Origin of the sequence: Streptomyces sp. NPDC002698 (assembly GCF_042888945.1) — a bacterium.
GTDB lineage: Bacteria > Actinomycetota > Actinomycetes > Streptomycetales > Streptomycetaceae > Streptomyces.
In genome coordinates this window covers 450,847-475,312 of sequence record NZ_JBIAQM010000001.1, presented here as the reverse complement: position 1 = coordinate 475,312, position 24,466 = coordinate 450,847, and the positions used below count along the sequence as shown (strand labels likewise).

General features: G+C 69.3%; 21 protein-coding genes. All 21 read right to left on the bottom strand.

Going from position 1 to position 24,466, the window contains the following annotated elements; all coding sequences use genetic code 11:
* Nucleotides 1–100: 100 nt before the first annotated feature.
* The 21 genes from atpD to ACFYW9_RS02000 all read right to left on the bottom strand — a co-directional run bounded on the left by atpD (nt 101) and on the right by ACFYW9_RS02000 (nt 24,293).
* Nucleotides 101–1,537 (bottom strand): F0F1 ATP synthase subunit beta, encoded by a 1,437-nt coding sequence (atpD, locus tag ACFYW9_RS02100; protein ID WP_387306056.1) that lies wholly within the window; start codon nt 1,535–1,537, stop codon nt 101–103.
* Nucleotides 1,537–2,451, bottom strand: coding sequence for a F0F1 ATP synthase subunit gamma (locus tag ACFYW9_RS02095; RefSeq protein ID WP_326785482.1), 915 nt, complete (start codon nt 2,449–2,451; stop codon nt 1,537–1,539). The genes atpD and ACFYW9_RS02095 overlap by 1 nt, the downstream gene beginning before the upstream one ends.
* Nucleotides 2,452–2,472: 21 nt before the next feature.
* Nucleotides 2,473–4,062, bottom strand: coding sequence for a F0F1 ATP synthase subunit alpha (atpA, locus tag ACFYW9_RS02090; protein WP_328671437.1), 1,590 nt, complete (start codon nt 4,060–4,062; stop codon nt 2,473–2,475).
* A 127-nt stretch (nt 4,063–4,189) separates the two neighbouring features.
* Nucleotides 4,190–5,011 carry a F0F1 ATP synthase subunit delta gene (locus tag ACFYW9_RS02085; RefSeq protein WP_389143401.1) on the bottom strand — a complete coding sequence of 274 codons (822 nt, stop codon included), beginning with the start codon at nt 5,009–5,011 and terminating at the stop codon, nt 4,190–4,192.
* Nucleotides 5,008–5,553: a F0F1 ATP synthase subunit B gene (locus tag ACFYW9_RS02080; RefSeq protein WP_389143398.1), complete on the bottom strand. Its 546-nt coding sequence runs from the start codon at nt 5,551–5,553 to the stop codon at nt 5,008–5,010. The genes ACFYW9_RS02085 and ACFYW9_RS02080 overlap by 4 nt, the downstream gene beginning before the upstream one ends.
* A 42-nt stretch (nt 5,554–5,595) precedes the next feature.
* A complete protein-coding gene (gene atpE, locus ACFYW9_RS02075) occupies nt 5,596–5,826 on the bottom strand; it encodes an ATP synthase F0 subunit C (protein WP_028804225.1) in 231 nt (76 codons plus the stop codon).
* Nucleotides 5,827–5,898: 72 nt separating this feature from the next.
* On the bottom strand, nt 5,899–6,720 hold the full coding sequence (gene atpB, locus ACFYW9_RS02070) for a F0F1 ATP synthase subunit A (protein ID WP_351859483.1): 822 nt from the start codon (nt 6,718–6,720) through the stop codon (nt 5,899–5,901).
* 225 nt (nt 6,721–6,945) lie between these two features.
* A complete protein-coding gene (locus tag ACFYW9_RS02065; RefSeq protein ID WP_389143394.1) occupies nt 6,946–7,383 on the bottom strand; it encodes a hypothetical protein in 438 nt (145 codons plus the stop codon).
* 293 nt (nt 7,384–7,676) lie between these two features.
* Nucleotides 7,677–9,032: an MraY family glycosyltransferase gene (locus ACFYW9_RS02060; RefSeq protein WP_389143391.1), complete on the bottom strand. Its 1,356-nt coding sequence runs from the start codon at nt 9,030–9,032 to the stop codon at nt 7,677–7,679.
* Between the two features lie 129 nt (nt 9,033–9,161).
* Nucleotides 9,162–10,400, bottom strand: a complete 1,239-nt coding sequence (gene glyA, locus ACFYW9_RS02055; protein WP_389143388.1) for a serine hydroxymethyltransferase — start codon at nt 10,398–10,400, stop codon at nt 9,162–9,164.
* A gap of 71 nt (nt 10,401–10,471) precedes the next feature.
* Entirely contained in the window at nt 10,472–11,119 is a 648-nt protein-coding gene (locus ACFYW9_RS02050) for a protein-tyrosine-phosphatase (RefSeq protein WP_351859475.1), read from the bottom strand.
* Nucleotides 11,120–11,171: 52 nt separating this feature from the next.
* The gene (locus ACFYW9_RS02045; protein ID WP_103550972.1) at nt 11,172–11,819 is read right to left on the bottom strand and encodes an L-threonylcarbamoyladenylate synthase; all 648 of its coding nucleotides are present in this window, start codon (nt 11,817–11,819) and stop codon (nt 11,172–11,174) included.
* Between the two features lie 119 nt (nt 11,820–11,938).
* Nucleotides 11,939–12,778 (bottom strand): peptide chain release factor N(5)-glutamine methyltransferase, encoded by an 840-nt coding sequence (gene prmC / locus ACFYW9_RS02040; RefSeq protein WP_351859471.1) that lies wholly within the window; start codon nt 12,776–12,778, stop codon nt 11,939–11,941.
* 78 nt (nt 12,779–12,856) lie between these two features.
* Entirely contained in the window at nt 12,857–13,933 is a 1,077-nt protein-coding gene (gene prfA / locus ACFYW9_RS02035; RefSeq protein WP_389143383.1) for a peptide chain release factor 1, read from the bottom strand.
* Nucleotides 13,934–14,103: 170 nt separating this feature from the next.
* Nucleotides 14,104–14,325 (bottom strand): 50S ribosomal protein L31, encoded by a 222-nt coding sequence (rpmE, locus tag ACFYW9_RS02030; RefSeq protein WP_100595864.1) that lies wholly within the window; start codon nt 14,323–14,325, stop codon nt 14,104–14,106.
* 202 nt (nt 14,326–14,527) lie between these two features.
* Complete coding sequence (locus ACFYW9_RS02025; RefSeq protein WP_389143377.1) at nt 14,528–15,664, bottom strand: LCP family protein; 1,137 nt, start codon at nt 15,662–15,664, stop codon at nt 14,528–14,530.
* Between the two features lie 212 nt (nt 15,665–15,876).
* Complete coding sequence (locus ACFYW9_RS02020) at nt 15,877–17,694, bottom strand: trypsin-like serine protease (RefSeq protein WP_389143374.1); 1,818 nt, start codon at nt 17,692–17,694, stop codon at nt 15,877–15,879.
* 178 nt (nt 17,695–17,872) lie between these two features.
* Complete coding sequence (rho, locus tag ACFYW9_RS02015) at nt 17,873–19,927, bottom strand: transcription termination factor Rho (RefSeq protein ID WP_351859463.1); 2,055 nt, start codon at nt 19,925–19,927, stop codon at nt 17,873–17,875.
* A gap of 388 nt (nt 19,928–20,315) precedes the next feature.
* Nucleotides 20,316–21,245: a homoserine kinase gene (thrB, locus tag ACFYW9_RS02010; protein ID WP_328671426.1), complete on the bottom strand. Its 930-nt coding sequence runs from the start codon at nt 21,243–21,245 to the stop codon at nt 20,316–20,318.
* 690 nt (nt 21,246–21,935) lie between these two features.
* Entirely contained in the window at nt 21,936–22,994 is a 1,059-nt protein-coding gene (thrC, locus tag ACFYW9_RS02005; protein WP_326785500.1) for a threonine synthase, read from the bottom strand.
* 6 nt (nt 22,995–23,000) lie between these two features.
* Nucleotides 23,001–24,293, bottom strand: coding sequence for a homoserine dehydrogenase (locus ACFYW9_RS02000; RefSeq protein ID WP_351859459.1), 1,293 nt, complete (start codon nt 24,291–24,293; stop codon nt 23,001–23,003).
* Nucleotides 24,294–24,466: the final 173 nt, after the last annotated feature.

The following is a 24,466-nucleotide window of genomic DNA, read 5'->3' as shown; positions in this document are numbered from 1 at the left end:
GTTGCTGCCGGGTGTTGGGTCAAAGTCTAGTAGGCGTACGGAGGGGGAAGGACCGCACCCCGCGAGGCGCGGTCCCGCCCCCTCACTCAGAACACGAGGTTCAGGAGACGCCGAGCTCCTTGGCGTTGGCCTTGAGGTCCTCAATGCCACCGCAGAGGAAGAACGCCTGCTCCGGGAAGTGGTCGTACTCACCGTCGATGATCGCGTTGAAGGCCGCGATCGACTCGTCCAGCGGGACGTCCGACCCGTCGACGCCGGTGAACTGCTTGGCGACGTGGGTGTTCTGGGACAGGAAGCGCTCCACGCGACGGGCGCGGTGGACGGTGAGCTTGTCCTCCTCGCCCAGCTCGTCGATACCGAGGATCGCGATGATGTCCTGAAGGTCCTTGTACTTCTGGAGAACCGACTTGACGCGCATCGCGGCCGCGTAGTGGTCCGCCGCGATGTAGCGGGGGTCCAGGATGCGGGACGTGGAGTCCAGCGGGTCCACGGCCGGGTAGATGCCCTTCTCGGAGATCGGACGGGAGAGAACCGTCGTCGCGTCGAGGTGGGCGAACGTGGTGGCCGGGGCCGGGTCGGTCAGGTCGTCCGCGGGGACGTAGATCGCCTGCATCGAGGTGATCGAGTGACCACGGGTCGAGGTGATGCGCTCCTGGAGGAGACCCATCTCGTCGGCCAGGTTCGGCTGGTAACCCACCGCGGAGGGCATACGGCCGAGCAGGGTCGAGACCTCGGAACCGGCCTGCGTGAAGCGGAAGATGTTGTCGATGAAGAACAGCACGTCCTGCTTCTGCACATCGCGGAAGTACTCCGCCATGGTCAGACCCGCGAGGGCCACGCGCAGACGGGTGCCCGGGGGCTCGTCCATCTGGCCGAAGACGAGCGCGGTCTTGTCGATGACGCCCGACTCGGACATCTCCTCGATGAGGTCGTTGCCCTCACGCGTGCGCTCACCGACACCGGCGAACACGGAGACACCGTCGTGGTTGTTGGCGACGCGGTAGATCATCTCCTGGATGAGCACCGTCTTGCCGACGCCGGCACCACCGAACAGACCGATCTTTCCACCCTTGACGTACGGGGTGAGAAGGTCGATGACCTTGACGCCGGTCTCGAACATCTCGGTCTTCGACTCGAGCTCGTCGAAGCGCGGGGCCTTGCGGTGGATGGACCAGCGCTCGCCCGAGTACTTCTCGTCGGAGTTCAGCACCTCACCGAGGGTGTTGAACACCTTGCCCTTGGTGAAGTCACCGACCGGGACGCTGATGCCCGTTCCGGTGTCGGTGACCACGGCCTGGCGGACCAGACCGTCGGTGGGCTGCATGGAGATCGTACGGACCAGGCCGTCACCCAGGTGCTGGGCGACTTCCAGGGTCAGCGTCTTCTTCTCGCCGGCGTTGGCCGGGTCGGCCACCTCGACGTGAAGGGCGTTGTAGATGTCCGGCATCGCGTCGACGGGGAACTCCACGTCGACGACCGGGCCGATGACCCGGGCGACGCGGCCCGTGGCAACGGCCGTCTCAGAAGTCGTCGTCATTACTTGTCACTCCCCGCGGTCGCGTCGGCAAGGGCTGCGGAGCCGCCGACGATCTCGCTGATTTCCTGGGTGATTTCGGCCTGGCGGGCCGCATTGGCAAGTCGGGAGAGCGTGGTGATCAGGTCTCCCGCGTTGTCGGTCGCCGACTTCATCGCGCGGCGCGTGGCGGCGTGCTTGGAAGCAGCCGACTGGAGCAGCGCGTTGTAGATACGGCTCTCGACGTAGCGCGGCAGCAGGGCGTCGAGGACGTCCTCCGCCGACGGCTCGAACTCGAACAGCGGGAGGATCTCGCCCTTCGGCGCCTCCTCCGCGACCTCTTCGAGGCGAAGCGGCAGCAGACGGCCGTCGATGGCCGACTGCGTCATCATCGAGACGAACTCGGTGTAGACGATGTGGAGTTCATCCACGCCGCCGTCCGCCGTGTCCTTCTCGATGGCCTCGATCAGCGGACCCGCGACCTTCTTCGCGTCCGCGTAGGTGGGCTCGTCGGTGAAACCCGACCACGACTCCACGACCTTGCGCTCGCGGAAGTTGTAGTGGGCCAGACCACGGCGGCCGACGATGTACGTGTCGACCGTCTTGCCCTCGGCCTCGAGACGGGCGGTCAGCAGCTCCGCCGCCTTGATGGCGTTGGAGTTGAAGGCGCCGGCCAGACCGCGGTCGCTCGTGAGGAGCAGCACCGCGGAACGGGTCGCCGTCTCCGCCTCCGTGGTCAGCGGGTGCTTGGTGTTCGAGCCGGTACCGACCGCCGTGACCGCGCGGGTGAGCTCGGTCGCGTACGGCGTGGAGGCCGCCACCTTGCGCTGCGCCTTGACGACGCGCGAGGCGGCGATCATCTCCATCGCCTTGGTGATCTTCTTGGTCGCGGTGACGGATCGGATGCGACGCTTGTAGACCCGGAGCTGGGCTCCCATGAGTCAGGTCCCTTCCTTACGTCACTTGGCGGCGGCCGGAGCGTCCTCGCCGAGAAGCTTCCCGTCCGAGGTCTCGAACTGCTTCTTGAACTCCGTGATGCCGTCGGCGATGGCGGTGAGCGTGTCGTCCGACATCTTGCCGCCCTCCTTGATGGAGGTCATGAGGCCCTGCTCCTTGCGGTGCAGGTACTCCAGGAGCTCCTTCTCGAAGCGGCGGATGTCGGCGACCGGTACGTCGTCCATCTTGCCCGTGGTGGCGGACCACACGGAGACGACCTGGTCCTCGGTCGGCATCGGCTGGTACTGAGCCTGCTTGAGCAGCTCGACCAGACGCTGACCGCGCTCCAGCTGCGCCTTCGACGCGGCGTCCAGGTCGGAACCGAAGGCGGCGAACGCCTCCAGCTCGCGGTACTGGGCCAGGTCGAGGCGAAGACGGCCGGAGACCTGCTTCATCGCCTTGTGCTGGGCCGAGCCACCGACGCGGGAGACCGAGATACCGACGTTCAGGGCCGGACGCTGGCCGGCGTTGAACAGGTCGGACTCGAGGAAGCACTGGCCGTCGGTGATGGAGATGACGTTGGTCGGGATGAACGCCGACACGTCGTTCGCCTTGGTCTCGACGATCGGCAGACCCGTCATCGAACCGGCGCCCAGGTCGTCGGAGAGCTTCGCGCAGCGCTCCAGCAGACGGGAGTGCAGGTAGAAGACGTCACCGGGGTAGGCCTCGCGGCCCGGCGGACGGCGGAGCAGGAGGGACACGGCGCGGTAGGCGTCGGCCTGCTTCGAGAGGTCGTCGAAGATGATGAGGACGTGCTTGCCCTCGTACATCCACTGCTGACCGATGGCCGAACCGGTGTACGGCGCAAGGTACTTGAAGCCGGCCGGGTCGGACGCCGGGGCGGCGACGATGGTCGTGTACTCCAGCGCGCCGGCCTCTTCGAGGGCGCCACGCACGGAGGCGATGGTCGAACCCTTCTGGCCGATGGCGACGTAGATGCAGCGGACCTGCTTCTTGGTGTCGCCCGAGCGCCAGTTGTCGCGCTGGTTGATGATCGTGTCGACGGCCAGCGCGGTCTTGCCGGTCTGACGGTCGCCGATGACCAGCTGACGCTGGCCACGGCCGATCGGGGTCATCGCGTCGACGGCCTTGTAGCCCGTCTCCATCGGCTCGTGCACCGACTTGCGGACCATGACGCCCGGGGCCTGCAGCTCGAGGGCGCGGCGGCCGGACGTCTCGATCTCGCCGAGGCCGTCGATCGGGTTGCCGAGCGGGTCGACGACGCGGCCGAGGTAGCCCTCGCCCACGGCGACGGACAGCACCTCACCGGTGCGCTGCACCGGCTGGCCTTCTTCGATACCGCTGAACTCGCCGAGGACGACCGCACCGATCTCGCGCTCTTCCAGGTTCAGCGCGAGGCCGAGGGTTCCGTCCTCGAACTTCAGCAGCTCGTTCGCCATGGCCGAGGGAAGACCCTCGATCTTGGCGATACCGTCGCCGGCGACGGTGACCGTACCGACCTCCTCGCGCGAGGCCGCGTCCGGCTGGTACGACTGGACAAAGTTCTCCAGTGCGTCCCGGATCTCCTCCGGCCGGATCGTGAGCTCCGCCATCTGGGTTCCCTGCTCTCCTTGTTGGGCCCGAAGTTTCACTTGGGGGGATGGGGGACTCCCCCCGATGAGAGGTGAATCCTCTGCACGGCCCAACCAGGGCCGTAATTGCGTACTGCTTATGGGATTACTAGCTCGCCATGCGGCGGGCGGCGTCCTCGAGACGGTCCGCGATGGAGCCGTTGATGACCTCGTCGCCGACCTGCACCCGGATCCCGCCGAGGACATCGGGGTCCACGTCGAGGTTGAGGTGCATCGGGCGGCCGTAGAGCTTGGCCAGAGAGGCGCCGAGGCGCTGCTTCTGTCCGTCGCTCAGCGGCACCGCCGAGGTGACCACGGCGACCATGCGGTCGCGGCGCTCGGCGGCGAGCCTGGACAGGGACTCGAGTCCCGCTTCCAGGCTACGTCCGCGGGGCGCGGTCACGAGGCGCGTCACCAGACGCTCGGTCGTCACGTCGGCCCGGCCGCCGAGCAGGCTGCGCAGCAGCTCGCTCTTGGCCGCCGTGGTGGCGGCCCGGTCGGTCAGCGCGGCGCGCAGCTCGGTGTTCGAGGCGACGATCCGGCCGAAGCGGAACAGCTCGTCCTCGACGTTGTCGAGCGCGCCCGTCCGCTGCGCCGCCGTGAGGTCGGCGGTGGCGGTGAGCTCCTCGAGGGCGTCCACCAGGTCACGGGGCTGCGACCAGCGGGAACGCACCATGCCGGAGACCAGGTCGGCGGCGCTGCCGCCCACCTGGGTGCCCAGCAGGCGCCGGACCAGCTCGGCCTTGGCCTCGCCGGGCTGCGCCGGGTCGGTGAGGACCCGACGCAGCGACACCTCGCGGTGGAGCAGCGCGGTGACCGCGGCCAGCTCGTCGGAGAGCTGGGCCGCGTCCACGGACGTCGAGTCCGTCAGCGCGTCGAGACGCTCACGTGCGGCTGCGGTTGCCTCGCGGCTCGCTCCGTGTGCAGTCATCGAGCCGCCTCGGCCTTCTCCTCAAGCTCGGAGAGGAAACGGTCGATGACGCGGCTCTGGCGGGCGTGGTCCTCGAGGGACTCGCCGACCAGCTTGCCGGCCAGGTCGGTGGCAAGCGTGCCGACGTCCTGACGCAGCGACTGAGCGGCGGCCTTGCGGTCGGCGTCGATCTGCGTGTGACCGGCGGCGACGATCTCGTCGCGCTGCCGCTGGCCTTCCGCGCGCATCTCGGCGATGAGCGTGGCGCCCTGCTCCTGTGCCTCCTGGCGCAGGCGCGCGGCCTCGTGACGGGCCTCGGCGAGCTGAGCCTTGTACTGCTCGAGAACGCTCTGGGCCTCGGTCTGCGCGGCCTCGGCCTTTTCGATACCGCCCTCGATGGCCTCGCGGCGCTGCTCCAGAACCTTGTTGATGTTCGGGAGAAGCTTCCAGGCCAGGAAGCCGAAGACGATGACGAAGGCGAGCAGGCCGATGACAAGCTCGGGGATCGGCGGGATGAGGGGATTTTCCTTCTCCTCGGCCGCCAGAATGAGCAGGTGGCTCATGTCAGTGCCTTTCGTCTAGTGGGCTGTCGCTGATCGGGTGGATCAGGTGCCGTAGACGAACGGCATGACCAGACCGATGAGGGCGAGCGCCTCACAGAAGGCGAAGCCGAGGATCTGGTTGGCGCGGATCAGACCGGCGGCCTCGGGCTGACGGGCGAGAGCCTGGGTGCCGTTACCGAAGATGATGCCGACGCCGACGCCGGGGCCGATGGCCGCGAGGCCGTAACCGATCGAGCCGAGCGAGCCGGAGACAGCGGCAAGGGTCTGGGACATGCCAGTTCTTCCTTTTCTTTACGGACCGGTGGGGGTTGGCCACCGGACGACTGCGGGTTCAGAGACGGGCGCTCAGTGGTGCTCGGCCAGCGCGCCCTGGATGAAGGTGCAGGTCAGCAGCACGAACACGTACGCCTGCAGGGCCTGGATGAACAGCTCGAAGGCCGTCATGACGATGACCATGACGAACGAGACGCCGGCGTAGGCGATCCCGAAGCCGTTGAGCAGGTACCAGGACGCGATCGTGAACAGCAGCAGCAGGGTGTGACCCGCGAACATGTTCGCGAAGAGTCGCACCGCGTGCGTGAACGGCCGGACGATCAGGTTGGAGAGCAGCTCGATGAACATGGCCAGCGGGAGGACCGGGCCCAGCGACTTGTCGTAGCCGCTGAAGTTCTTGAACGCTCCGACGAATCCGTGGCGCTTGAACGTCAGGGACACCCAGACGACGTAGACGATCAGGGCGAGAACCGCGGGGTAGGCGATGATCGCCGTGACCGGGAACTGCGCGACCGGAATGATCGACCAGAGGTTCATCATCCAGATGAAGAAGAACAGCGAGACGATCAGCGGAACGTACTTCTCGCCCTCCTTCTTGCCGATCGTCTCGTAGACGACACCGCGGCGGATGAAGTCGTAGCCGGTCTCGGCGACCATCTGCAGCTTGCCCGGGACGACCTTCGGCTTGCGGAAGGCGGCCCAGAAGAAGCCGACGACGACGATCGAGCCGAGCAGCGCCAGGAGCATCGTCTTGTTGAAGTACAAGTTGCTGTCCCCGTCGCCCCAGAGGGGTTCGAACAGGAACGAGTGCAGCCCGGGAGCCGGGAAGCCACAGCCGTCGAAGATGTGGCAGTCGGTCTCGAAGGCGAGCACCTGCGTCGGGTCAGCACTCACCGCGGGCTCCTTCAGCGTGGCGCATAGGTACGGCAACCTCGTTGTGTCGGCGCGGCGCACAGCCGCGGTTCGGCACTGGACTGGTGTTACGGATGTGGGGGCGGCAGTGGGGCATCAAGCCTCGCGATCGAACAGGCGTCAGCTCAGATGCCCGCGCCCGCGATGCCGCAGTTGGCACCGGACGATAGCAGGATCTCCCGCGTGCACTTATCCCGGCCCTACCCCTCACGACGAGTGCCCCTTGTTTTCGGGCTTTTCGGCCTTCGAGGAGTCGGGTTCGACGTAGAGGATCTTGGCCTTCATATGGGCACGTGCCTGTGCGCCGATCCACACGAGTGTGGTGGCGACCAGGGTGAGCGCGAAGGACTTGGGATTGAACAGCGATGTGTTCTTGAACGCGGCGACAAAGATGAACAGCAGAAGAATCTGCGCCGTGTACAGCAGGAGACCCATCGCCTGGAACAAGTGCGGAAGCGATTTGGCGGTGCGCTGCAGGACGTAGAGGCCGAGCCCCATGAAGAGGACGACCACCAGCGTCGCGATGACCGCCCCGAGCGCTCCCTTGCCGCCGGCGACCACACCGCTGACGACGGCGGCAATCGCGCCGACGGCAGCTGTGGGTACAGCGGCCTGAAGGAGGATCCGGACGTCATTGGACGGCATGGCGGCAACTCCGCTTGCTAAGGGGGGCGTGTCGTCATGGACGAGCGTAGTCCCGGGCTGAGAGAGAACCTCACGCCAAAGGACCTTCGTACTGGGGTCCTTCGGCTCTGCCCTGGGTTCTCGTGAACCGTATCACAAACTATTTGATGAGGTCTTTACCTGGTTGGTGTGCTGACTGTCACACATGAGAGTGAAGCTGCGCGTCTGTGCATTTCAAGCGCCCCTTTGTCTGGTATTGGGGCGCTTTGCTTCCCCACGATTTGGTCACGCGTTAGTCAGATTCTTACCTTCGGCTAGCGCGAGGACTCGGCCTCGCGCCGGTCCAGAAGTCGCGCACGGGTCCCGATCGCCGTCGCTCCATTGACTCCCGCGACTCCGGCGACCGCCGGAGCACTGTGCTCACGCGCCTCGTCCGGCTCGCTCTCGAGCGCCGCCTCGTGGGTCACGGGCGCCACCTCCCGGGCCGCGGCCGCGGCGGCCCTGCGGCGGCGGTAGCGCGGCGGCAGGAGGTGCTCGGCCCAGCGCGGGGCGCGCGGTGTGAAGCGCGGCAGCAGGAGCAGCACGAGACCGACCGCGCTGAGCGCCGCGATGACGAGCACGCTCCACATGGCCCCGGAGTTGACCGAGTACGCGAGGGCGCCGAAGGAGATCAGCGCCGACCAGAAGTACATGATCAGGACGGCCCGGCTGTGCGAGTGGCCGACCTCCAGGAGGCGGTGGTGCAGATGCCCCCGGTCGGCGGCGAACGGCGACTGCCCGCGCCAGGTGCGCCTCACGATGGCGAGCACCAGGTCGGCGGCCGGGATCGCGATGATCGTCAGCGGCAGCAGCAGCGGGATGAACACGGGCACCGTCTGGTGCACGGTGTTGCGCGGGGAACCGGTGAAGAGGTTCATCACGTCGGGGTCGATCTGCCCGGTGATGGAGATCGCGCCGGCGGCCAGCACCAGACCGATGAGCATCGACCCGGAGTCGCCCATGAAGATCCGCGCGGGATGCATGTTGTGCGGCAGGAAGCCCAGGCACATGCCCATCAGGATCGCCGCGAACAGCGTCGCCGGGGCGGCCGCCTCGATGCCGTACGAGTACCAGATCCGGTAGGCGTACAGGAAGAACGCGGCGGACGCGATGCACACCATGCCGGCGGCCAGTCCGTCGAGGCCGTCCACGAAGTTGACCGCGTTGATGGTGATGACGACGAGCGCCACCGTCAGCAGCGTGCCCTGCCACTGGGTCAGCGCGACCAGCCCGACCCCGGGGATCGGCAGCCACAGGATCGTCAGACCCTGCACGACCATCACGCCGGCGGCGATCATCTGGCCGCCGAGCTTGATCAGGGCGTCGATCTCGAACTTGTCGTCCAGCACGCCGATCAGCCAGATCAGCGCGGCTCCGGAGAGAAGGGCACGCGGTTCGTTCGAGTTGGCGAAGACCTCGTTGAGGTTCGTCAGGTGGTCCGCGACCAGCAGACCGGCGCACAGTCCGAAGAACATCGCGATGCCGCCGAGCCTCGGCGTGGGTTCACGGTGCACGTCGCGCGCCCGGATTTCCGGCATGGCTCCGGCCACGATCGCGAATTTCCGTACCGGCCCTGTCAGCAGGTACGTCACCGCGGCCGTGATGCAGAGCGTCAGCAGGTATTCACGCACGGGCTTCCCCACAGGTCTCGCTGGCCATCACAGCCCCACACCCTAGCGATGCACGCATATGGTTGAGGACTTTCGGGTAGCGACGATGGTTGCACGTGTGGCTGTGCGCCTCGGTACGCGTACCCCCGGTCAGTCCGGATAAGGCGGAAATCTTCCGGTCAGTTCCCGCACTTCCTCGCGTGCCGCCCGGCTCTCGATCTCGTCCCGGAGCACCCCCGCGAACAGTGCCGCGACCCGTGCCATCTCCGGCTCGCCCATCCCCTGGGTGGTCAGCGCCGCGGTGCCGAGCCGCAGACCCCGGGCGTCGCCGTGAGGCAGCGCACAGGTGTCGAGGACCATACCGGCGGCGGCCAGCCGGCCGCGCGCGCTGCGCCCGTCGACGCCGAGCGGTACCGGATCCGCGACCAGCAGATGGGTGTCGGTGCCGCCCGTGGTGACCGCGAGCCCCTCCGCCTCGAGACCCGCGGCCAGCACCCGGGCGTTGGCGGTCACCTGATGGACGTACGCCGTGAAGGCCGGGGTCGCCGCCTCGCCGAACGCGACGGCCTTGGCCGCGATGGTGTTCATCTGGGCGCCGCCCTGGGTGAACGGGAAGACGGCCCGGTCGACCCGCTCCGCCAGTTCGCCACCGCACAGGACCATGCCGCCGCGCGGCCCCCGGAGCACCTTGTGCGTGGTGGCGCACACGACGTCGGCGTACGGCACCGGGTTCGGCGCCGCTCCCCCCGCGACGAGCCCGATCGGGTGGGCGGCGTCCGCGATGAGATAGGCGCCGACCTCGTCGGCGATCTCCCGGAACAGCGCGTAGTCGATGTGCCGCGGGTACGAGATCGATCCGCAGACGACGGCCTTGGGGCGGCGGGCACGGGCCAGGGTGCGCACCTGCTCGTAGTCGATCAGTCCCGACTCCGCCTCGACCCCGTAGCCGACGAAGTCGAACCAGCGGCCGGAGAAGTTCGCGGGCGACCCGTGGGTCAGATGACCGCCGAAGGGCAGGCCCATCGCCAGCACGGTGTCCCCGGGGCGCAGCAGGGCGGCGTACGCGGCCAGGACGGCCGAACTCCCGGAGTGGGACTGGACGTTGGCGTGATCGGCGCCGAAGAGGGCCTTGGCGCGGTCGACGGCGATCCGCTCGGCGACGTCGACGATCTCGCAGCCGCCGTGGTGGCGGGCGCCGGGATACCCCTCGGCGTACTTGTTCGCCAGCGGTGAGCCGAGCGCGGCCAGCACGGCCGGCGAGGTGAAGTTCTCCGCCGCGATGAGCTGCAGCGTGGTCGACTGCCGGTCCAGCTCACCGCGCAGGATCTCGGCGAGCTCGGGATCCTGGCGGCTCAGGACATCCGCTTCGGGCATGGTGGCGACCGGCATGGTGGACTCCGGACATCTGCGGGGGGACGCTTATGTCCAATGTAGAACCGGGACCGGTCGCACGCCCGGTGTCACGTCCGCGCGGGTACCCCCGTCAGAGCAGTGACGACCGGGTCCAGTGCCTCGTTGATCTCGTCCCCGATGGACCGGAAGAACGGCAGGGGCGCCCCGTAGGGGTCGTACACCTCGTCGGCCTCCGCGGTCGGGGCCAGCAGCCAGCCGCGCAGCGCGGCGGCGGCCCGTACCAGCGCGACGGCGCGCTCGACCACGCCGTCCTGGAGGGGCGGCAGGGTCGAGCTGTCTATGGCGCGCACCAACCGGGTGAACTCCTTCAGCGTGAAGGTGCGCAGGCCGGCGGAGTGGCCCATGGAGATGACCTGGGCGCGGTGGTCGCGGGTGGCCGTCAGGACCAGGTCGGCGCGGATGACGTGGTCGTCGAGGAGCTCGCGCCCGACGAAGCCGGAGGGGTCCGCGCCGAAGTCGGTCAGGACGGTCGCGGCGTTGGCTTCCATGGGCGCGCCCTCGTGGCCCCAGGTGCCGGCGCTCTCCACGATGAGGCCGCCCCACAGGGGGTCGCCCAGCCGGTCCGCCAGGGCATGCCGGGTCAGCCGCTCGGTGATCGGCGAGCGGCACACGTTGCCGGTGCTGACGTGGAGGATGCGGAAGGCCCCGCTCGGGGATCCGCCGGCCCCGGTGAACCCCGCGCCTATGCCACGCATGGGACTGCTCCCTGCTCCGGCCGAGCCGGGAGCCCGGGGGACTCGGGGGCTGTCAATTCGCCACCTCGAGGTCGGGTACGACCTTGCGGAGCTCCTCCGCCGACAGGGCGCCCGCGCGCAGCAGGACGGGGACCTTGCCGGTGACGTCGACGATCGAGGAGGGCACGTTGCCCGGGGTCGGGCCGCCGTCCAGGTAGACCGAGACGGAGTCGCCGAGCATGCCCTGGGCGGCGTCGCAGTCCTCCGGCGCGGGGTGGCCGGTGAGGTTGGCGGAGGAGACGGCCATCGGGCCGACCTCCGTGAGGAGCTCGATGGCGACGGGGTGCAGCGGCATACGGATCGCCACCGTGCCCCGGGTGTCCCCCAGGTCCCACTGGAGCGACGGCTGGTGCTTGGCGACGAGGGTCAGGGCGCCCGGCCAGAACGCGTCGACGAGCTCCCAGGCCATCTCGGAGAAGTCCGTGACGAGCCCGTGCAGGGTGTTCGGGGAGCCGATGAGGACAGGGGTGGGCATGTTGCGGCCCCGGCCCTTGGCGTCGAGCAGGTCGGCGACGGCCTCCGAGGTGAACGCGTCGGCGCCGATGCCGTAGACGGTGTCGGTGGGGAGGACCACCAGTTCGCCACGGCGGACGGCGGACGCCGCCTCACGCAGACCTGTGGTGCGGTCGGTCGCGTCGTTGGTGTCGTATCGCCGTGCCATTTAGCGGGCCTCCTCATACACGTACTGCTGGCTGGGGGTGCGAAGAAACGCGATGCGGGCGAAGCCGACGCGCGGGCGCACCACGGCGCCACCGCGCGCCGGGACCGGGTGAGCCGCGCTCACGGCATCGCCTTGCGGGCGGTCGCGAACCGCGGCCGGTTGTTGAGGTCCGGGTGGTCGGCCGCGTCGGCCCAGCCCCGCTCCTCGGTGAAGATCCACGGCACCTGTCCGCCCTGGGTGTCGGCGTGCTCGATGACGACGACGCCGCCGGGCCGCAGCAGCCGGTGCGCGGTGCGCTCGATGCCGCGGATGAGGTCGAGTCCGTCCTCGCCGGAGAACAGGGCGAGCTCCGGGTCGTAGTCCCGGGCCTCCGGCTGCACGTACTCCCATTCGGTGAGCGGGATGTACGGAGGGTTGGAGATCACCAGGTCGACCTGGCCGTCGAGGTCCGGGAACGACGTGAGGGCGTCTCCCTGGCGCAGGTCGACCCTGGACCCCTCGACGTTCTTGCGCGTCCACCGGAAGGCGTCCTCGGACAGCTCCACGGCGTGCACGCGGGAGCGCGGGACCTCCTGGGCGAGGGCGAGCGCGATGGCGCCCGAGCCGGTGCACAGGTCGACGATCATCGGTTCGACGACGTCCATCGCGCGGACGGCGTCTATGGCCCAGCCGACGACCGACTCGGTCTCCGGGCGGGGGACGAAGACGCCGGGCCCCACCTGGAGTTCGAGGTAGCGGAAGTAGGCGCGCCCGGTGATGTGCTGGAGCGGCTCGCGGGCCTCGCGGCGCGCGGTCACCTCCCAGTAGCGGGCGTCGAAGTCCGCGTCCTTGACGGTGTGCAGCTCGCCTCGCTTCACGCCGTGCACGAAGGCGGCGAGCTCCTCCGCGTCGTTGCGGGGCGAGGGCACGCCGGCGTCGGCCAGCCGCTGGGTGGCCTGGGCCACTTCCGCGAGCAGCACGCTGCGGGGGTTCGGGGGTCGACCCCCAAAATGTTGCTGCACGCTGGTCCTCCGGGGCTGAGCTGTTGTCGTTTGCAGTTACGCGTTGGCGAGCTTGGCGGCCGAGTCCGCGTCGACACAGGCCTGGATGACCGCGTCGAGCTCGCCGTCCAGCACCTGGTCCAAGTTGTACGCCTTGAAGCCGACGCGGTGGTCCGAGATGCGATTCTCCGGGAAGTTGTACGTACGGATCTTCTCGGAGCGGTCGACCGTGCGGACCTGGCTGCGGCGGACGTCGGAGGCTTCCCGCTCCGCCTCCTCCTGCGCCGCCGCGAGGAGCCTGGAGCGCAGGATACGCATCGCCTGCTCCTTGTTCTGCAGCTGGCTCTTCTCGTTCTGGCAGGAAGCGACGACTCCGGTGGGAATGTGCGTGATGCGCACCGCGGAGTCGGTCGTGTTGACGGACTGACCGCCGGGGCCCGAGGAGCGGTAGACGTCGATACGGAGATCGTTCGCGAGGATCTCGACGTCGACCTCCTCGGCCTCGGGCGTGACGAGGACACCGGCGGCGGAGGTGTGGATCCGGCCCTGCGACTCGGTCGAGGGCACGCGCTGCACGCGGTGCACGCCGCCCTCGTACTTCAGGCGGGCCCAGACGCCCTGACCGGGCTCGGTCGCACCCTGGCCGCCCTTGGTCTTCACGGCGACCTGGACGTCCTTGTAGCCGCCGAGCTCGGACTCGGTGGAGTCGATGATCTCGGTCTTCCAGCCGACGCGCTCGGCGTAGCGCAGGTACATGCGCAGCAGGTCACCGGCGAACAGGGCGGACTCGTCGCCGCCGGCGCCCGCCTTGATCTCCAGGATGACGTCCTTGTCGTCGCTCGGGTCGCGCGGGACCAGCAGCAGGCGGAGCTTCTCGGTGAGCTCCTCCTTCTGCTTCTCCAGGACCTTGACCTCGGCGGCGAAGTCGGGGTCGTCGGCGGCGAACTCCTTGGCCGTGCCGATGTCGTCCCCGGTCTGCTTCCAGGAGCGGTACGTCGCGACGATCGGGGTCAGCTCGGCGTAGCGCTTGTTGAGCTTGCGCGCGTTGGCCTGGTCGGCGTGCACCGACGGGTCAGCGAGCTTCTTCTCCAGATCGGCGTGCTCGCCGATCAGTTCCTCGACCGCCTCGAACATCTCCGGCTCCAATGGACTGTCCCCGGCTCTGTGCAGGGCGTGGGGACGTAGGTACGGCGTGGGGTTCCCCTGCTCGAACGTGTCGAGAGCCCGGGGAGGGGGCTGGACCGCAAAGCGCCGGTCCCGGCGTCCCCGTGCGGGGGACTCCGAAGACCGGCGCTGTGGGCTCGCTACTTGTTGGCAGCGGCAGCCTTGCCGAAGCGGGCCTCGAAGCGGGCCACACGGCCACCGGTGTCGAGGATCTTCTGCTTGCCCGTGTAGAACGGGTGGCACTCGGAGCAGACCTCGGCGCGGACGGTACCGCTGGAGATCGTGCTGCGGGTGGTGAACGACGCGCCACAGGTACAGCTGACCTGCGTCTCGACGTACTCGGGGTGGATGTCGCGCTTCAAGGTGTCTCCTAGTTTCGGGAGGGCACCGGGTCGCCGCCGCTGGATGCGGATGCGTGAACCGGGGCCGACGTACCAGTCTGCCAGCACTGGCCGTATCCCCCAAAACGGAGGGACACGACGATCTATTCCCCGTGCGGCCCCGTGCCGCTCGGGGACGGTCCGCGCCCGAGCCGCACGGACTCGGCCGGGGCTCGGCGGGGGCTCAGCCGGGGCTGACGACGCCCTTCGCGGTGCCGGTGGCGGTTCCCTCGGTGGCCGCCTTCGGGATCGGCCGGTCGGCCTTCAGCGCCTTCCACATCAGCTCGGACCTGGCCTTGTCGACCAGGACGCGGTTGGCGTCGGCCGGGTCGTACTGGACCGGCATCGTCACCATGGTCATGTGGGACGAGCCGATGCCCTTGAGGCCGCCCGCGAAGGAGGCGAGGTCGGTGACGCTGCCGAGGTCGGAGTCGGTGGTCACCGTCTTGGTCGCGGTGTCGGCGAGGTCGTACAGCTTTTTCGGGTTGGACAGGAGCCCGACGTGCTTGACCTGGTCGACCAGGGCCTTCATGAACGCCTGCTGGAGCTGGATGCGGCCGAGGTCGGAGCCGTCGCCGACGCCGTGCCGGGTACGGACCAGGCCGAGCGCCTGCTTGCCGTCGAGCTCGTGGGACCCGGCCGCCAGGTGCAGATGGCTCTCCTTGTCGGAGATGGCCTTGGTCGTGGTGACCGTGACGCCGCCGAGGTCGTCGACCAGCTTCTGGAAGCCGCTGAAGTCGATCTCGATGTAGTGGTCCATGCGGATGCCGGTCATGGACTCGACGGTCTTCACCGCGCAGGCGGCGCCGCCGGTGGAGTAGGCGGAGTTGAACATCGCGCCGGAGACCGCGCCGTGGACGGTGCCCTGGGAGTCGGTGCAGGAGGGCCGCTCGACGAGGGTGTCACGGGGGACGGAGACCACGCTGGCCCGCTTGTGGCCCTTGTACACGTGGACGATCATCGCGGTGTCGGACCGGGCGCTGCCGTCGTCGGTGCCGCCGCCGAGCTTCTTGTTGGTTCCGGAGCGGGTGTCGGAGCCCAGGACCAGGATGTTCTCCGAGCCGTTGTCGACCTTCAGGGGCCGGTCGCTGCCGAGCGCCTGGTTGATGTCGACGCTCTTGAGGTTGCCGTTGAGCTTGAAGAACAGGTACCCGGCTCCGGCGCCGCCGAGCGCCACGACACCCGCCGCGGTCCAGGCCGTGACGAGCAGGGCCTTGCTGCGCGGGCTGCGGGCCTTGCGGCGGCCGCCCTTCGGTCGGGGCGGGGCGCTGTCGCCGGGGTCGCCCGGTATGGCGGGCTCCGGCGTGCTCTCGGCGGGCATGTGTACCTCGGCTTCCTCTTTACGGTCGGTTACCCCCTGCTTTCAGGGCCAGGCCCATCTGGTGGTGACGAGGCGTACCGCTCCATGGTCACTCCGTACGGTCAGACGGGGAAACCCGGGAAAGGGTTGCGCGACGCAAAGTGCCCACCGCGTGACGCGGTGGGCACCCTGTGCACTCGGCCGGAGCGGGAAGAACCCGCTCACCTGCGATGTCAGCCGAAGATGTCGTACTGCTTGAAATCAATACCGACCGAGATCCTCGTGGCAAAAATCTCGGAGGTGGCCTTTCCGGTCCCGGGGTACAGGTAGAGCGTGCCGCCGGGGGTGCGGGCCAGGAAGTCGGCCTTGCCGTCGCCGGTCACGTCACCGGGGGCGTCGAAGGCGTTGTAGTCGGCCCAGGTGCGCACCTTGACGCGGGCGGAGAAGGCGTCGCTGCCGGTCTTGCCGGTGCCCTTGTACAGGTAGACGTACGAGCCGGACGAGCTGCGCGCGATCAGGTCGGCCTTGCCGTCGCCGGTGAAGTCGCCGTGCGCGCGGATGGAGTTGTACTGGTTCCAGCCGGTGCGGACCTGGACGCGCGCCGAGAAGGTGCCGTTGCCCTTGCCCGGGTACTCCCACATCGCTCCGGCGGAGTCGACGGAGAGCATGTCGGGCAGGCCGTCGCCGGTGAGGTCGCCGGGGGCGATGATCCGGGTGCGGGTCTTCCAGTTGGTGAAGATCCTGTCGTTGCCCCACTCCTCGGTGGACGGCAGCCAGTGCATCCAGTGGACGTCACCGGTGGCGCTCTCGCGCACGACGAAGTCCTGGTAGCCGTCCCGGTTGAGGTCGGCCTGGAGCACGACGTTCACGCCGTCCCACGAGCCCCACGACTGGCGCGCGCCGAACGAGGTGCCGTTGGAGTCCTTCTCGTAGCCCGTCTTCGTGGACGAGTTACGGACCCACAGGTCGGCCTTGTGGTCGTCGTTCAGGTTGCTGTCCTCGACGCGCGGCCAGGCGGCGCCGACGTAGGTGCTGACCTTCGAGAAGACGCTGTACGCGCCGGCGGCGACGCAGTCCTCGACACCCCAGGACACGACACCGACGATGCGGCCGCCGACGATCAGCGGGCCGCCCGAGTCGCCGTTGCAGGCGGTGGTGGTGCCGGCGTCGGAGCCGGTCGCCTTCTTGCCCGCGCAGACCATGTGGCCCTTGACGAAGTCGCTGCCGTAGGCGGCGGAGCAGGTGGTGTCCGAGTTGATCGGCAGCGTGGCCGTCTTCAGCGTCTCGGAGATGTCCTGCGTGGTGGAGGTGGTGCGGCCCCAGCCGTACAGCGTCGCGTTGGTGCCGGACGCGTACGACGTGGTGTCACCGGACGTCGTCATGCGGATCGGCTTGGCCGTGACGGGCCTCGCCAGCGTGATGACCGCGATGTCGTTGTCGATGGTCGTCGAGCTGTACGACGGGTGGTTCCACTGGCGCCAGGCGCCGGTGACCGTACCGCCGTGCAGGTTGGTGTTGCCCGCCGAGTCGCTGGTCGGCAGCTGGGCGGTGCCGGTGATGACGGCGCCGTTGGCCTTCCAGTCGTAGCCCTTGACGCAGTGCGCGGCGGTGAGGATCTTCGTCGGCGACACGACGGAGCCACCGCAGAAGAAGCCGAGGTCGTCGGCCTCGCTGGTGGTGCCCTTGTCGTCGTAGTACCAGAGCTGCGCCATCCACGGGGCCGTGGAGATGGTGGTCGTGGTACCGCCGATGATCTTCGGGTCGACGCGCGCCGTGTTCGTGGCGGCGCTCAGGGACGCCTTCCGGGTCGTCCGGCCCGCGGTGTCGTCACCGGCCAGAGCGCCCGCGACGCGCTTCTCCAGCGCGGCCTGGGACGGCGTGGCGTTGGCGAGCCGCACGGTGGGCGTGGGCAGCGTCGGGCTGGGCGTGGCGTTCGCGGACGACACCAGGAGCGCACCGGCGACGGCGGCGGCGAGGCCGGCCGCGACGACCGGAACGGCGATCCGTATGCGGCGTCTGTGCCTACCGCCCCCGGGCGTGGACGTATCCACTCAAGTCCCCCCTCAGAGATAAGAGTTCAGATCTGCTTCAGCAGGTGTTCAAGGGCGCGATCGTACACGTGTGCCGAACAGCGCAAAGGGCCGCCCCCGTCACCTGGGTGACGGGGGCGGCCCTTTGCGGTTTCTGCCCTGCGAACTCCGGTCGCGGACGACCTCGGCCGTGAAGACGTCAGTCGTTGTTGTTGCCCGGCGACGGCGTCGTCTTCTGGATCTGGAGCAGGAACTCGGCGTTCGACTTCGTCTGCTTCATCTTGTCGAGCAGCAGCTCGATCGCCTGCTGCTGGTCGAGCGCGTGGAGCACGCGACGCAGCTTCCAGGTGATGGCGAGCTCGTCGCTGCCGAGCAGGAGCTCTTCCTTACGGGTACCGGACGCGTCCACGTCCACCGCCGGGAAGACACGCTTGTCGGCGAGCTTCCGGTCGAGCTTGAGCTCGGCGTTGCCGGTGCCCTTGAACTCCTCGAAGATGACCTCGTCCATGCGCGAGCCGGTGTCGACGAGCGCGGTGGCCAGGATGGTCAGCGAGCCGCCGTCCTCGATGTTGCGCGCGGCACCGAAGAAGCGCTTCGGCGGGTAGAGCGCGGTCGAGTCGACACCACCGGACAGGATGCGGCCGGAGGCCGGGGCGGCGAGGTTGTACGCACGGCCCAGACGCGTGATCGAGTCGAGCAGCACGACGACGTCGTGGCCCAGCTCCACCAGGCGCTTGGCACGCTCGATGGCGAGCTCGGCGACCGTGGTGTGGTCCTCGGCCGGACGGTCGAAGGTCGAGGAGATGACCTCGCCCTTGACCGACCGCTGCATGTCGGTGACCTCTTCCGGACGCTCGTCGACCAGGACGACCATCAGGTGGCACTCGGGGTTGTTGTGCGTGATCGCGTTCGCGATCGCCTGCATGATCATGGTCTTGCCGGTCTTCGGCGGGGCCACGATCAGACCGCGCTGGCCCTTTCCGATGGGCGCGACGAGGTCGATGATGCGGGTCGTCAGCACACCCGGGTCGGTCTCCAGACGGAGCCGGTCCTGCGGGTAGAGCGGCGTCAGCTTGTTGAACTCCGGGCGCCCGCGACCGGAGTCGGGGGCCATGCCGTTGGTGGAGTCCAGGCGCACGAGCGCGTTGAACTTCTCGCGGCGCTCGCCGTCCTTGGGCTGACGGACCGCACCGGTGACGTGGTCACCCTTGCGCAGGCCGTTCTTGCGGACCTGGGCGAGGGAGACGTACACGTCGTTGGGACCCGGGAGGTAGCCCGACGTACGGATGAACGCGTAGTTGTCGAGGATGTCGAGGATGCCCGCGACGGGGATCAGCACGTCGTCGTCGGCGACCTGCGGCTCGGCGATCTCGTCGCGTCCACGACGCCCACGGCGGTCACGGTAGCGGCCGCGGCGCCCGCGGCGCCCGCCCTCGAAGTCGTCGTCGTCCTGCGGGCCGTTGTCACGGGGACCGTTGTCGCGGGGACCGCTGTCACGCGGCTGCTGCTGACGGTCCTGACGGCCGCCGCCCTGCTGCTGACGGTCCGGACGGTCCTGGCGCTCCTGACGGTCCGGGCGCTGCTGGCCGGCACCCTGGCCGCCCTGCTGCTCGTCGCCCTTGACCGGACGGCGGTCGCGGTCACGGCCGCCCCGGTCGCGGTCACGGCGGTCACGGCGCTCACGACGGCCCTCGGCGCTCTCGGCGTCGCCCTGCGTCTCGGTCTTCGCCTCGGCGGTGACCGTCTCGGGGCTGCCCGCCTCGGCGGTGGCACGGCGACGGCGGCGCTCGGCGGGGGCGTCGTCTCCCCCGCGGTCGGCCTCGCTCGGGCGGGAGGGACCTCCGGCCGGCTGGCCGGGGATCTCGATCTGCTGCTGGGCCACGGCCTTCTCGGCGGCCTTCTCGGCCTTGGCCTCGGCCGGCGCGGCGGCCTCGTCACCCGTACGGGCCTTCGAGGCGGTCCGGCGCTTCGGCTTGGTCTCGGCGGCGGCGTCGGACGCCGTCTTGGCCGGAGCGCCCGCTCCGGCCTGCGCCTCCTTGATGACCTCGATCAGCTGGCTCTTGCGCATCCGCGCGGTGCCCCTGATTCCGAGGCCGGATGCGACCTGCTGCAGCTCGGCCAGCACCATGCCTTCGAGGCCGGTACCGCGGCGTCGCCTGGAGCCGGCACCGGTGGCAGGCGCGGAGGCGTCCGTGGCGGGCGCGGCAGCGGTCTCCTCGACACGTGCGCCCATCAGATCGGTGGTGTCGCTCACGAAGGGTCCTTCCCTGGAGCGGACGTCGGCCTGTCTGGCTCGGCGACCGGTTGTGCTGTCCGGCATTGGCCCTTGCTGTGTGGACCGTGCCGGGGCGGTGGTCCGCCAAAGCGGCGGAAGACATTGCAGATGATGACGGTTCCGGAGCCGTGGCACTGAGGTTCGGTGTCATCGGCTCGGTCACGCCGGTTCCGGAGCGTGCTCAGCACTGCTCAGCGCATAGCACCCAATGCAAGGCACGTAGCAGTTTGGGAGGCTCCCGGAAGAATGGGTGTCCCGGACAGGGACGCGAAGCACCTCGCCATGGTGGGGTCGGGTGCAGACTTGAGGTTAACACTACCGGATCCAACAAACATTCCCCCTCTCCAAATCCGGCGACCGTGCGTCGTCAATCGACCTCGACGGGTGCGAGGGGCAGCACGCACGCCCCCTGTGCGTCGAGGTCCAGACGGTTGGCGGCCCAGCTCTGACCTGCGAGATCAGCCACCTTGTCGGCCGACGCGCGGTCCGCCAGCGCGAGGACCGTGGGTCCCGCGCCGGAGATCACCGCCGGGATGCCGTCGGCGCGCAGGCGCTCCACGAGGGCGGCGCTCTCCGGCATCGCCGGAGCGCGGTACTCCTGGTGCAGCCGGTCCTCGGTCGCGGGCAGCAGCAACTCGGGACGCCGGGTCAGCGCCTCGACGAGCAGTGCGGCGCGGCCCGCGTTGGCGGCGGCGTCGACATGCGGGACGGTGCGCGGCAACAGGCCGCGCGCGGTCTCGGTGAGCACGGGCTTCCCGGGGACGAAGACCACCGGGACGATGGAGTCGGCGGGGTCCATCCTGATGGCCCGCGCGGCACCGGACTCCATCCAGGAGAGCGTGAACCCGCCGAGCAGACAGGCCGCGACGTTGTCGGGGTGTCCCTCGATCTCGGTGGCGAGCTCCAGGAGCGCGGTGTCGTCGAGCCTGTTGTCCCCGCCTATCGTCACCGCGCGGGCGGCGACGATGCCGGCGCAGATGGCGGCCGACGAGGAGCCGAGACCCCGGCCGTGCGGGATGCGGTTGGCGCAGACGATCTCGAGGCCGCGCGGCTGTCCGCCGAGCAGGTCGAAAGCGGTGCGCAGGGAACGTACGAGGAGGTGCTTCTCGTCGCGCGGCAGCGTCTCGCTGCCCTCACCCGCGATGTCGATGTGCAGTCCTGAGTCGGCCACCCGGACGACCACGTCGTCGTAGAGCCCCAGTGACAGGCCGAAGGCGTCGAAACCCGGGCCGAGGTTGGCACTGGTGGCGGGGACGCGCACCCGGACGGCGGCGGCGCGGAACGCTGGACCGGCCATCGCTCGATGACTCTCCTTGAGCTGCGTGATGTACGAGATTTCCGAGAACTGCGAGATGAACCACGAGACGAACTGCGACGGACGGGCAACCAGGACCCGGAGTCCGCAAAGACCGCGCGGCACCGCGGCATATGCGGCGGGCGGGTTCGGTACAGCCTATCGAAGGAAGGTTCTGTGGCGACATAGGGCGCACAGGAGGCGCACGATGCGTGTCGTAAGCCCCTCGTGCACCCCCCGTCGGGTCGACATGGGGATACCCCCCGCGAGCGGGCGGTTTCCGTCGGCTTTCGGACGGTTTCCCGCCCGTTCACAGCGAGTTCCCCGGGACGGACGGCTCGAGAAGAGTCCGCCCGGCCCGCGCTCCGGGTTCACGCCCGGCGTGTCACCACCGGCGGATTCACGCCGGACAAGGCCTGACTTCGCGCCAGTCCGGGGCCGGTTTTCCGCCAATCCGGGCCTGCTCCGGGACCGGACCGGTCGTGACGTCACCCCGGATCGAGAGCGACTTCGGACCGGACCGGCCCTGACCTGCCCCTGACCTGCCCCCTGCCCCCTGCCCCTGCCCTGGCAGCAGACCCGGCCCGGCTTCCCACCGGACCGGTCCTGCACCACGGCCGACGGACCGGTCCTGAACCCTCGACCGGCGGACCGGCGGACCGGTCCTGGACCTCGGCCGGAGCGGGCCCGGGACTACGCCAGACCGAGCCGCTCCGCCGCCGTCGCCGCGTCCACCGGGACCGTGACCGGCTGGGGAGCGCCGGCGACGGCCCAGTCGGGGTCCTTGAGACCGTTGCCGGTGACGGTGCAGACGATGCGCTGCCCCGGGTCGACCTTGCCCTGCTCGGCGGCCTTCAGCAGACCGGCGACGGACGCGGCGGACGCGGGCTCGACGAAGACGCCCTCCTGTGCCGCCAACAGCCGGTAGGCGCGCAGGATCTCACGGTCCGTCACCTCGTCGATGAGGCCGCCCGACTCGTCCCGGGCGGCCAGCGCGAACTGCCACGAGGCCGGGTTGCCGATCCGGATCGCGGTGGCGATGGTCGACGGGTCCTTGACCACCTCGCCGCGCACGATGGGCGCGGAGCCGGAGGCCTGGAACCCCCACATGCGCGGGGTCCGTCCGGCGATGCCGTCGGCGGCGTACTCCGTGTACCCCTTCCAGTACGCGGTGATGTTGCCCGCGTTGCCCACCGGAAGGACATGGATGTCGGGCGCGTCGCCGAGCATGTCCACGATCTCGAAGGCGGCGGTCTTCTGGCCCTCGATACGCACCGGGTTGACCGAATTGACCAGCGCCACCGGGTAGTTGTCGGACAGCGAGCGCGCCAGCGTCAGACAGTCGTCGAAGTTGCCGTCGACCTGGAGGATCTTGGCGCCGTGGATGAGCGCCTGGCCCATCTTGCCGAGCGCGATCTTGCCCTGCGGCACGAGGACGGCGCAGACCATCCCGGCGCGCACGGCGTACGCCGCGGCGCTCGCCGACGTGTTGCCGGTGGAGGCGCAGATGACGGCCTTCGCGCCCTCCTCCTTCGCCCGCGTGATGGCCATGGTCATACCGCGGTCCTTGAAGGAACCGGTGGGGTTGGCGCCCTCCACCTTGAGGTGGACCTCGCATCCCGTGCGCTCCGAGAGCACCTGCGCGGGTACGAGCGGCGTGCCGCCCTCGCGGAGCGACACGACCGGCGTGCTGTCGGACACCGGAAGCCGGTCCCGGTACTCCTCGATGATTCCGCGCCACTGGTGGGTCATTGCTGGTTACTCTCCTTCAACCCGCATGATGCTGGCGACACCCCGCACGGTGTCGAGGCTGCGCAACGCCTCGACGGTCCCGGCGAGGGACGCGTCGGACGCACGATGGGTGACGACGACGAGGGAGGCCTCGCCGTCCTTGCCCGACTGGCGCACGGTGTCGATGGACACCCCGTGCTCGGCGAAGACCGTGGCGACCTGGGCGAGGACACCGGGCTTGTCGGCCACGTCGAGGCTGATGTGGTACCGCGTGACGACATCGCCCATGGGCGAGACGGGAAGCTGGGTGTACGCGGAGTCGCCGGGGCCGGTGGCACCGCCGAGCTTGTTGCGGCAGACGGCCACCAGGTCGCCGAGGACGGCGGAGGCGGTCGGGGCGCCGCCGGCGCCCGGCCCGTAGAACATGAGCTGACCGGCGGCCTCCGCCTCGACGAACACGGCGTTGTACGCGCCGCGCACGGAGGCGAGGGGGTGGGTCAGCGGAATCATCGCGGGATGGACGCGCGCCGTCACCGAGCCCCCGTCGACGGCGCGCTCGCAGATGGCGAGCAGCTTGATGGTGCAGCCCATCCCCCGCGCCGAGGCGAAGTCGGCGGCGGTGACCTCGGTCATGCCCTCGCGGTAGACGTCGTCGAGGCGCACCCGCGTGTGGAAGGCGATCCCGGCGAGGATGGCGGCCTTGGCGGCGGCGTCGAAGGCCTCGACGTCGGCGGTGGGGTCGGCCTCGGCGTACCCGAGCGCGGTGGCCTCGTCGAGGGCCTCCTGGTAACCCGCCCCCGTGGAGTCCATCTTGTCGAGGATGAAGTTGGTGGTCCCGTTGACGATGCCCATCACCCGGTTGATCTTGTCGCCGGCGAGGGACTCGCGCAGCGGCCGGATCAGCGGGATGGCACCGGCGACCGCGGCCTCGTAGTAGAGGTCCCTGCCGTGCTCCTCGGCCGCCGCGTGCAGGGCGGCACCGTCCTGGGCGAGCAGCGCCTTGTTCGCGGAGACGACGGAGGCGCCGTGCTCGAACGCGGTGGTGATCAGCGCCCGGGCGGGCTCGATGCCGCCGATGACCTCGACGACCACGTCGATGTCGCCGCGTTTGACGAGGGCGGTGGCGTCGGTGGTGACGAGATCGGCGTCGATGCCCTCGCGCACCCGGGAGGGCCGGCGGACGGCCACGCCCGCCAGCTCGACGGGGGCTCCGATCCTGGCCGCGAGGTCGTCGGCGTGCGTCGTCATGATGCGCGCCACCTCTGAGCCGACAACCCCGCAGCCCAGCAGCGCCACCTTCAGCGGACGCGTACGCATCATCCGACCTCGTTTCCTCATACCGTCTTCGGTTGGACCAGTCTCACTCACCGGACGGGAGTTTCTACCCTTCGTCCGGATCGTGAGACGTCCATTTCATTTTTCTGGTAGGTGACGACAGGAGATCTTCCGTCCCGGTCCGCACCCGGCCGATCCGGTCCATCCGACCACCTGAA

Coding starts and splice junctions, on each gene's coding strand:
- ACFYW9_RS02045 (WP_103550972.1), bottom strand. CDS start 11,819: ATGGCACGGCGATACGACACCAACGACGCGACCGACCGCACCACAGGT.
- atpA (WP_328671437.1), bottom strand. CDS start 4,062: ATGGCGGAGCTCACGATCCGGCCGGAGGAGATCCGGGACGCACTGGAG.
- thrC (WP_326785500.1), bottom strand. CDS start 22,994: ATGACCCACCAGTGGCGCGGAATCATCGAGGAGTACCGGGACCGGCTT.
- glyA (WP_389143388.1), bottom strand. CDS start 10,400: ATGCCGGTCGCCACCATGCCCGAAGCGGATGTCCTGAGCCGCCAGGAT.
- prfA (WP_389143383.1), bottom strand. CDS start 13,933: ATGTTCGAGGCGGTCGAGGAACTGATCGGCGAGCACGCCGATCTGGAG.
- ACFYW9_RS02050 (WP_351859475.1), bottom strand. CDS start 11,119: ATGCGTGGCATAGGCGCGGGGTTCACCGGGGCCGGCGGATCCCCGAGC.
- ACFYW9_RS02065 (WP_389143394.1), bottom strand. CDS start 7,383: ATGCCGTCCAATGACGTCCGGATCCTCCTTCAGGCCGCTGTACCCACA.
- ACFYW9_RS02025 (WP_389143377.1), bottom strand. CDS start 15,664: ATGCCCGCCGAGAGCACGCCGGAGCCCGCCATACCGGGCGACCCCGGC.
- ACFYW9_RS02000 (WP_351859459.1), bottom strand. CDS start 24,293: ATGATGCGTACGCGTCCGCTGAAGGTGGCGCTGCTGGGCTGCGGGGTT.
- ACFYW9_RS02080 (WP_389143398.1), bottom strand. CDS start 5,553: ATGAGCCACCTGCTCATTCTGGCGGCCGAGGAGAAGGAAAATCCCCTC.
- atpD (WP_387306056.1), bottom strand. CDS start 1,537: ATGACGACGACTTCTGAGACGGCCGTTGCCACGGGCCGCGTCGCCCGG.
- thrB (WP_328671426.1), bottom strand. CDS start 21,245: ATGGCCGGTCCAGCGTTCCGCGCCGCCGCCGTCCGGGTGCGCGTCCCC.
- ACFYW9_RS02095 (WP_326785482.1), bottom strand. CDS start 2,451: ATGGGAGCCCAGCTCCGGGTCTACAAGCGTCGCATCCGATCCGTCACC.
- atpE (WP_028804225.1), bottom strand. CDS start 5,826: ATGTCCCAGACCCTTGCCGCTGTCTCCGGCTCGCTCGGCTCGATCGGT.
- ACFYW9_RS02085 (WP_389143401.1), bottom strand. CDS start 5,011: ATGACTGCACACGGAGCGAGCCGCGAGGCAACCGCAGCCGCACGTGAG.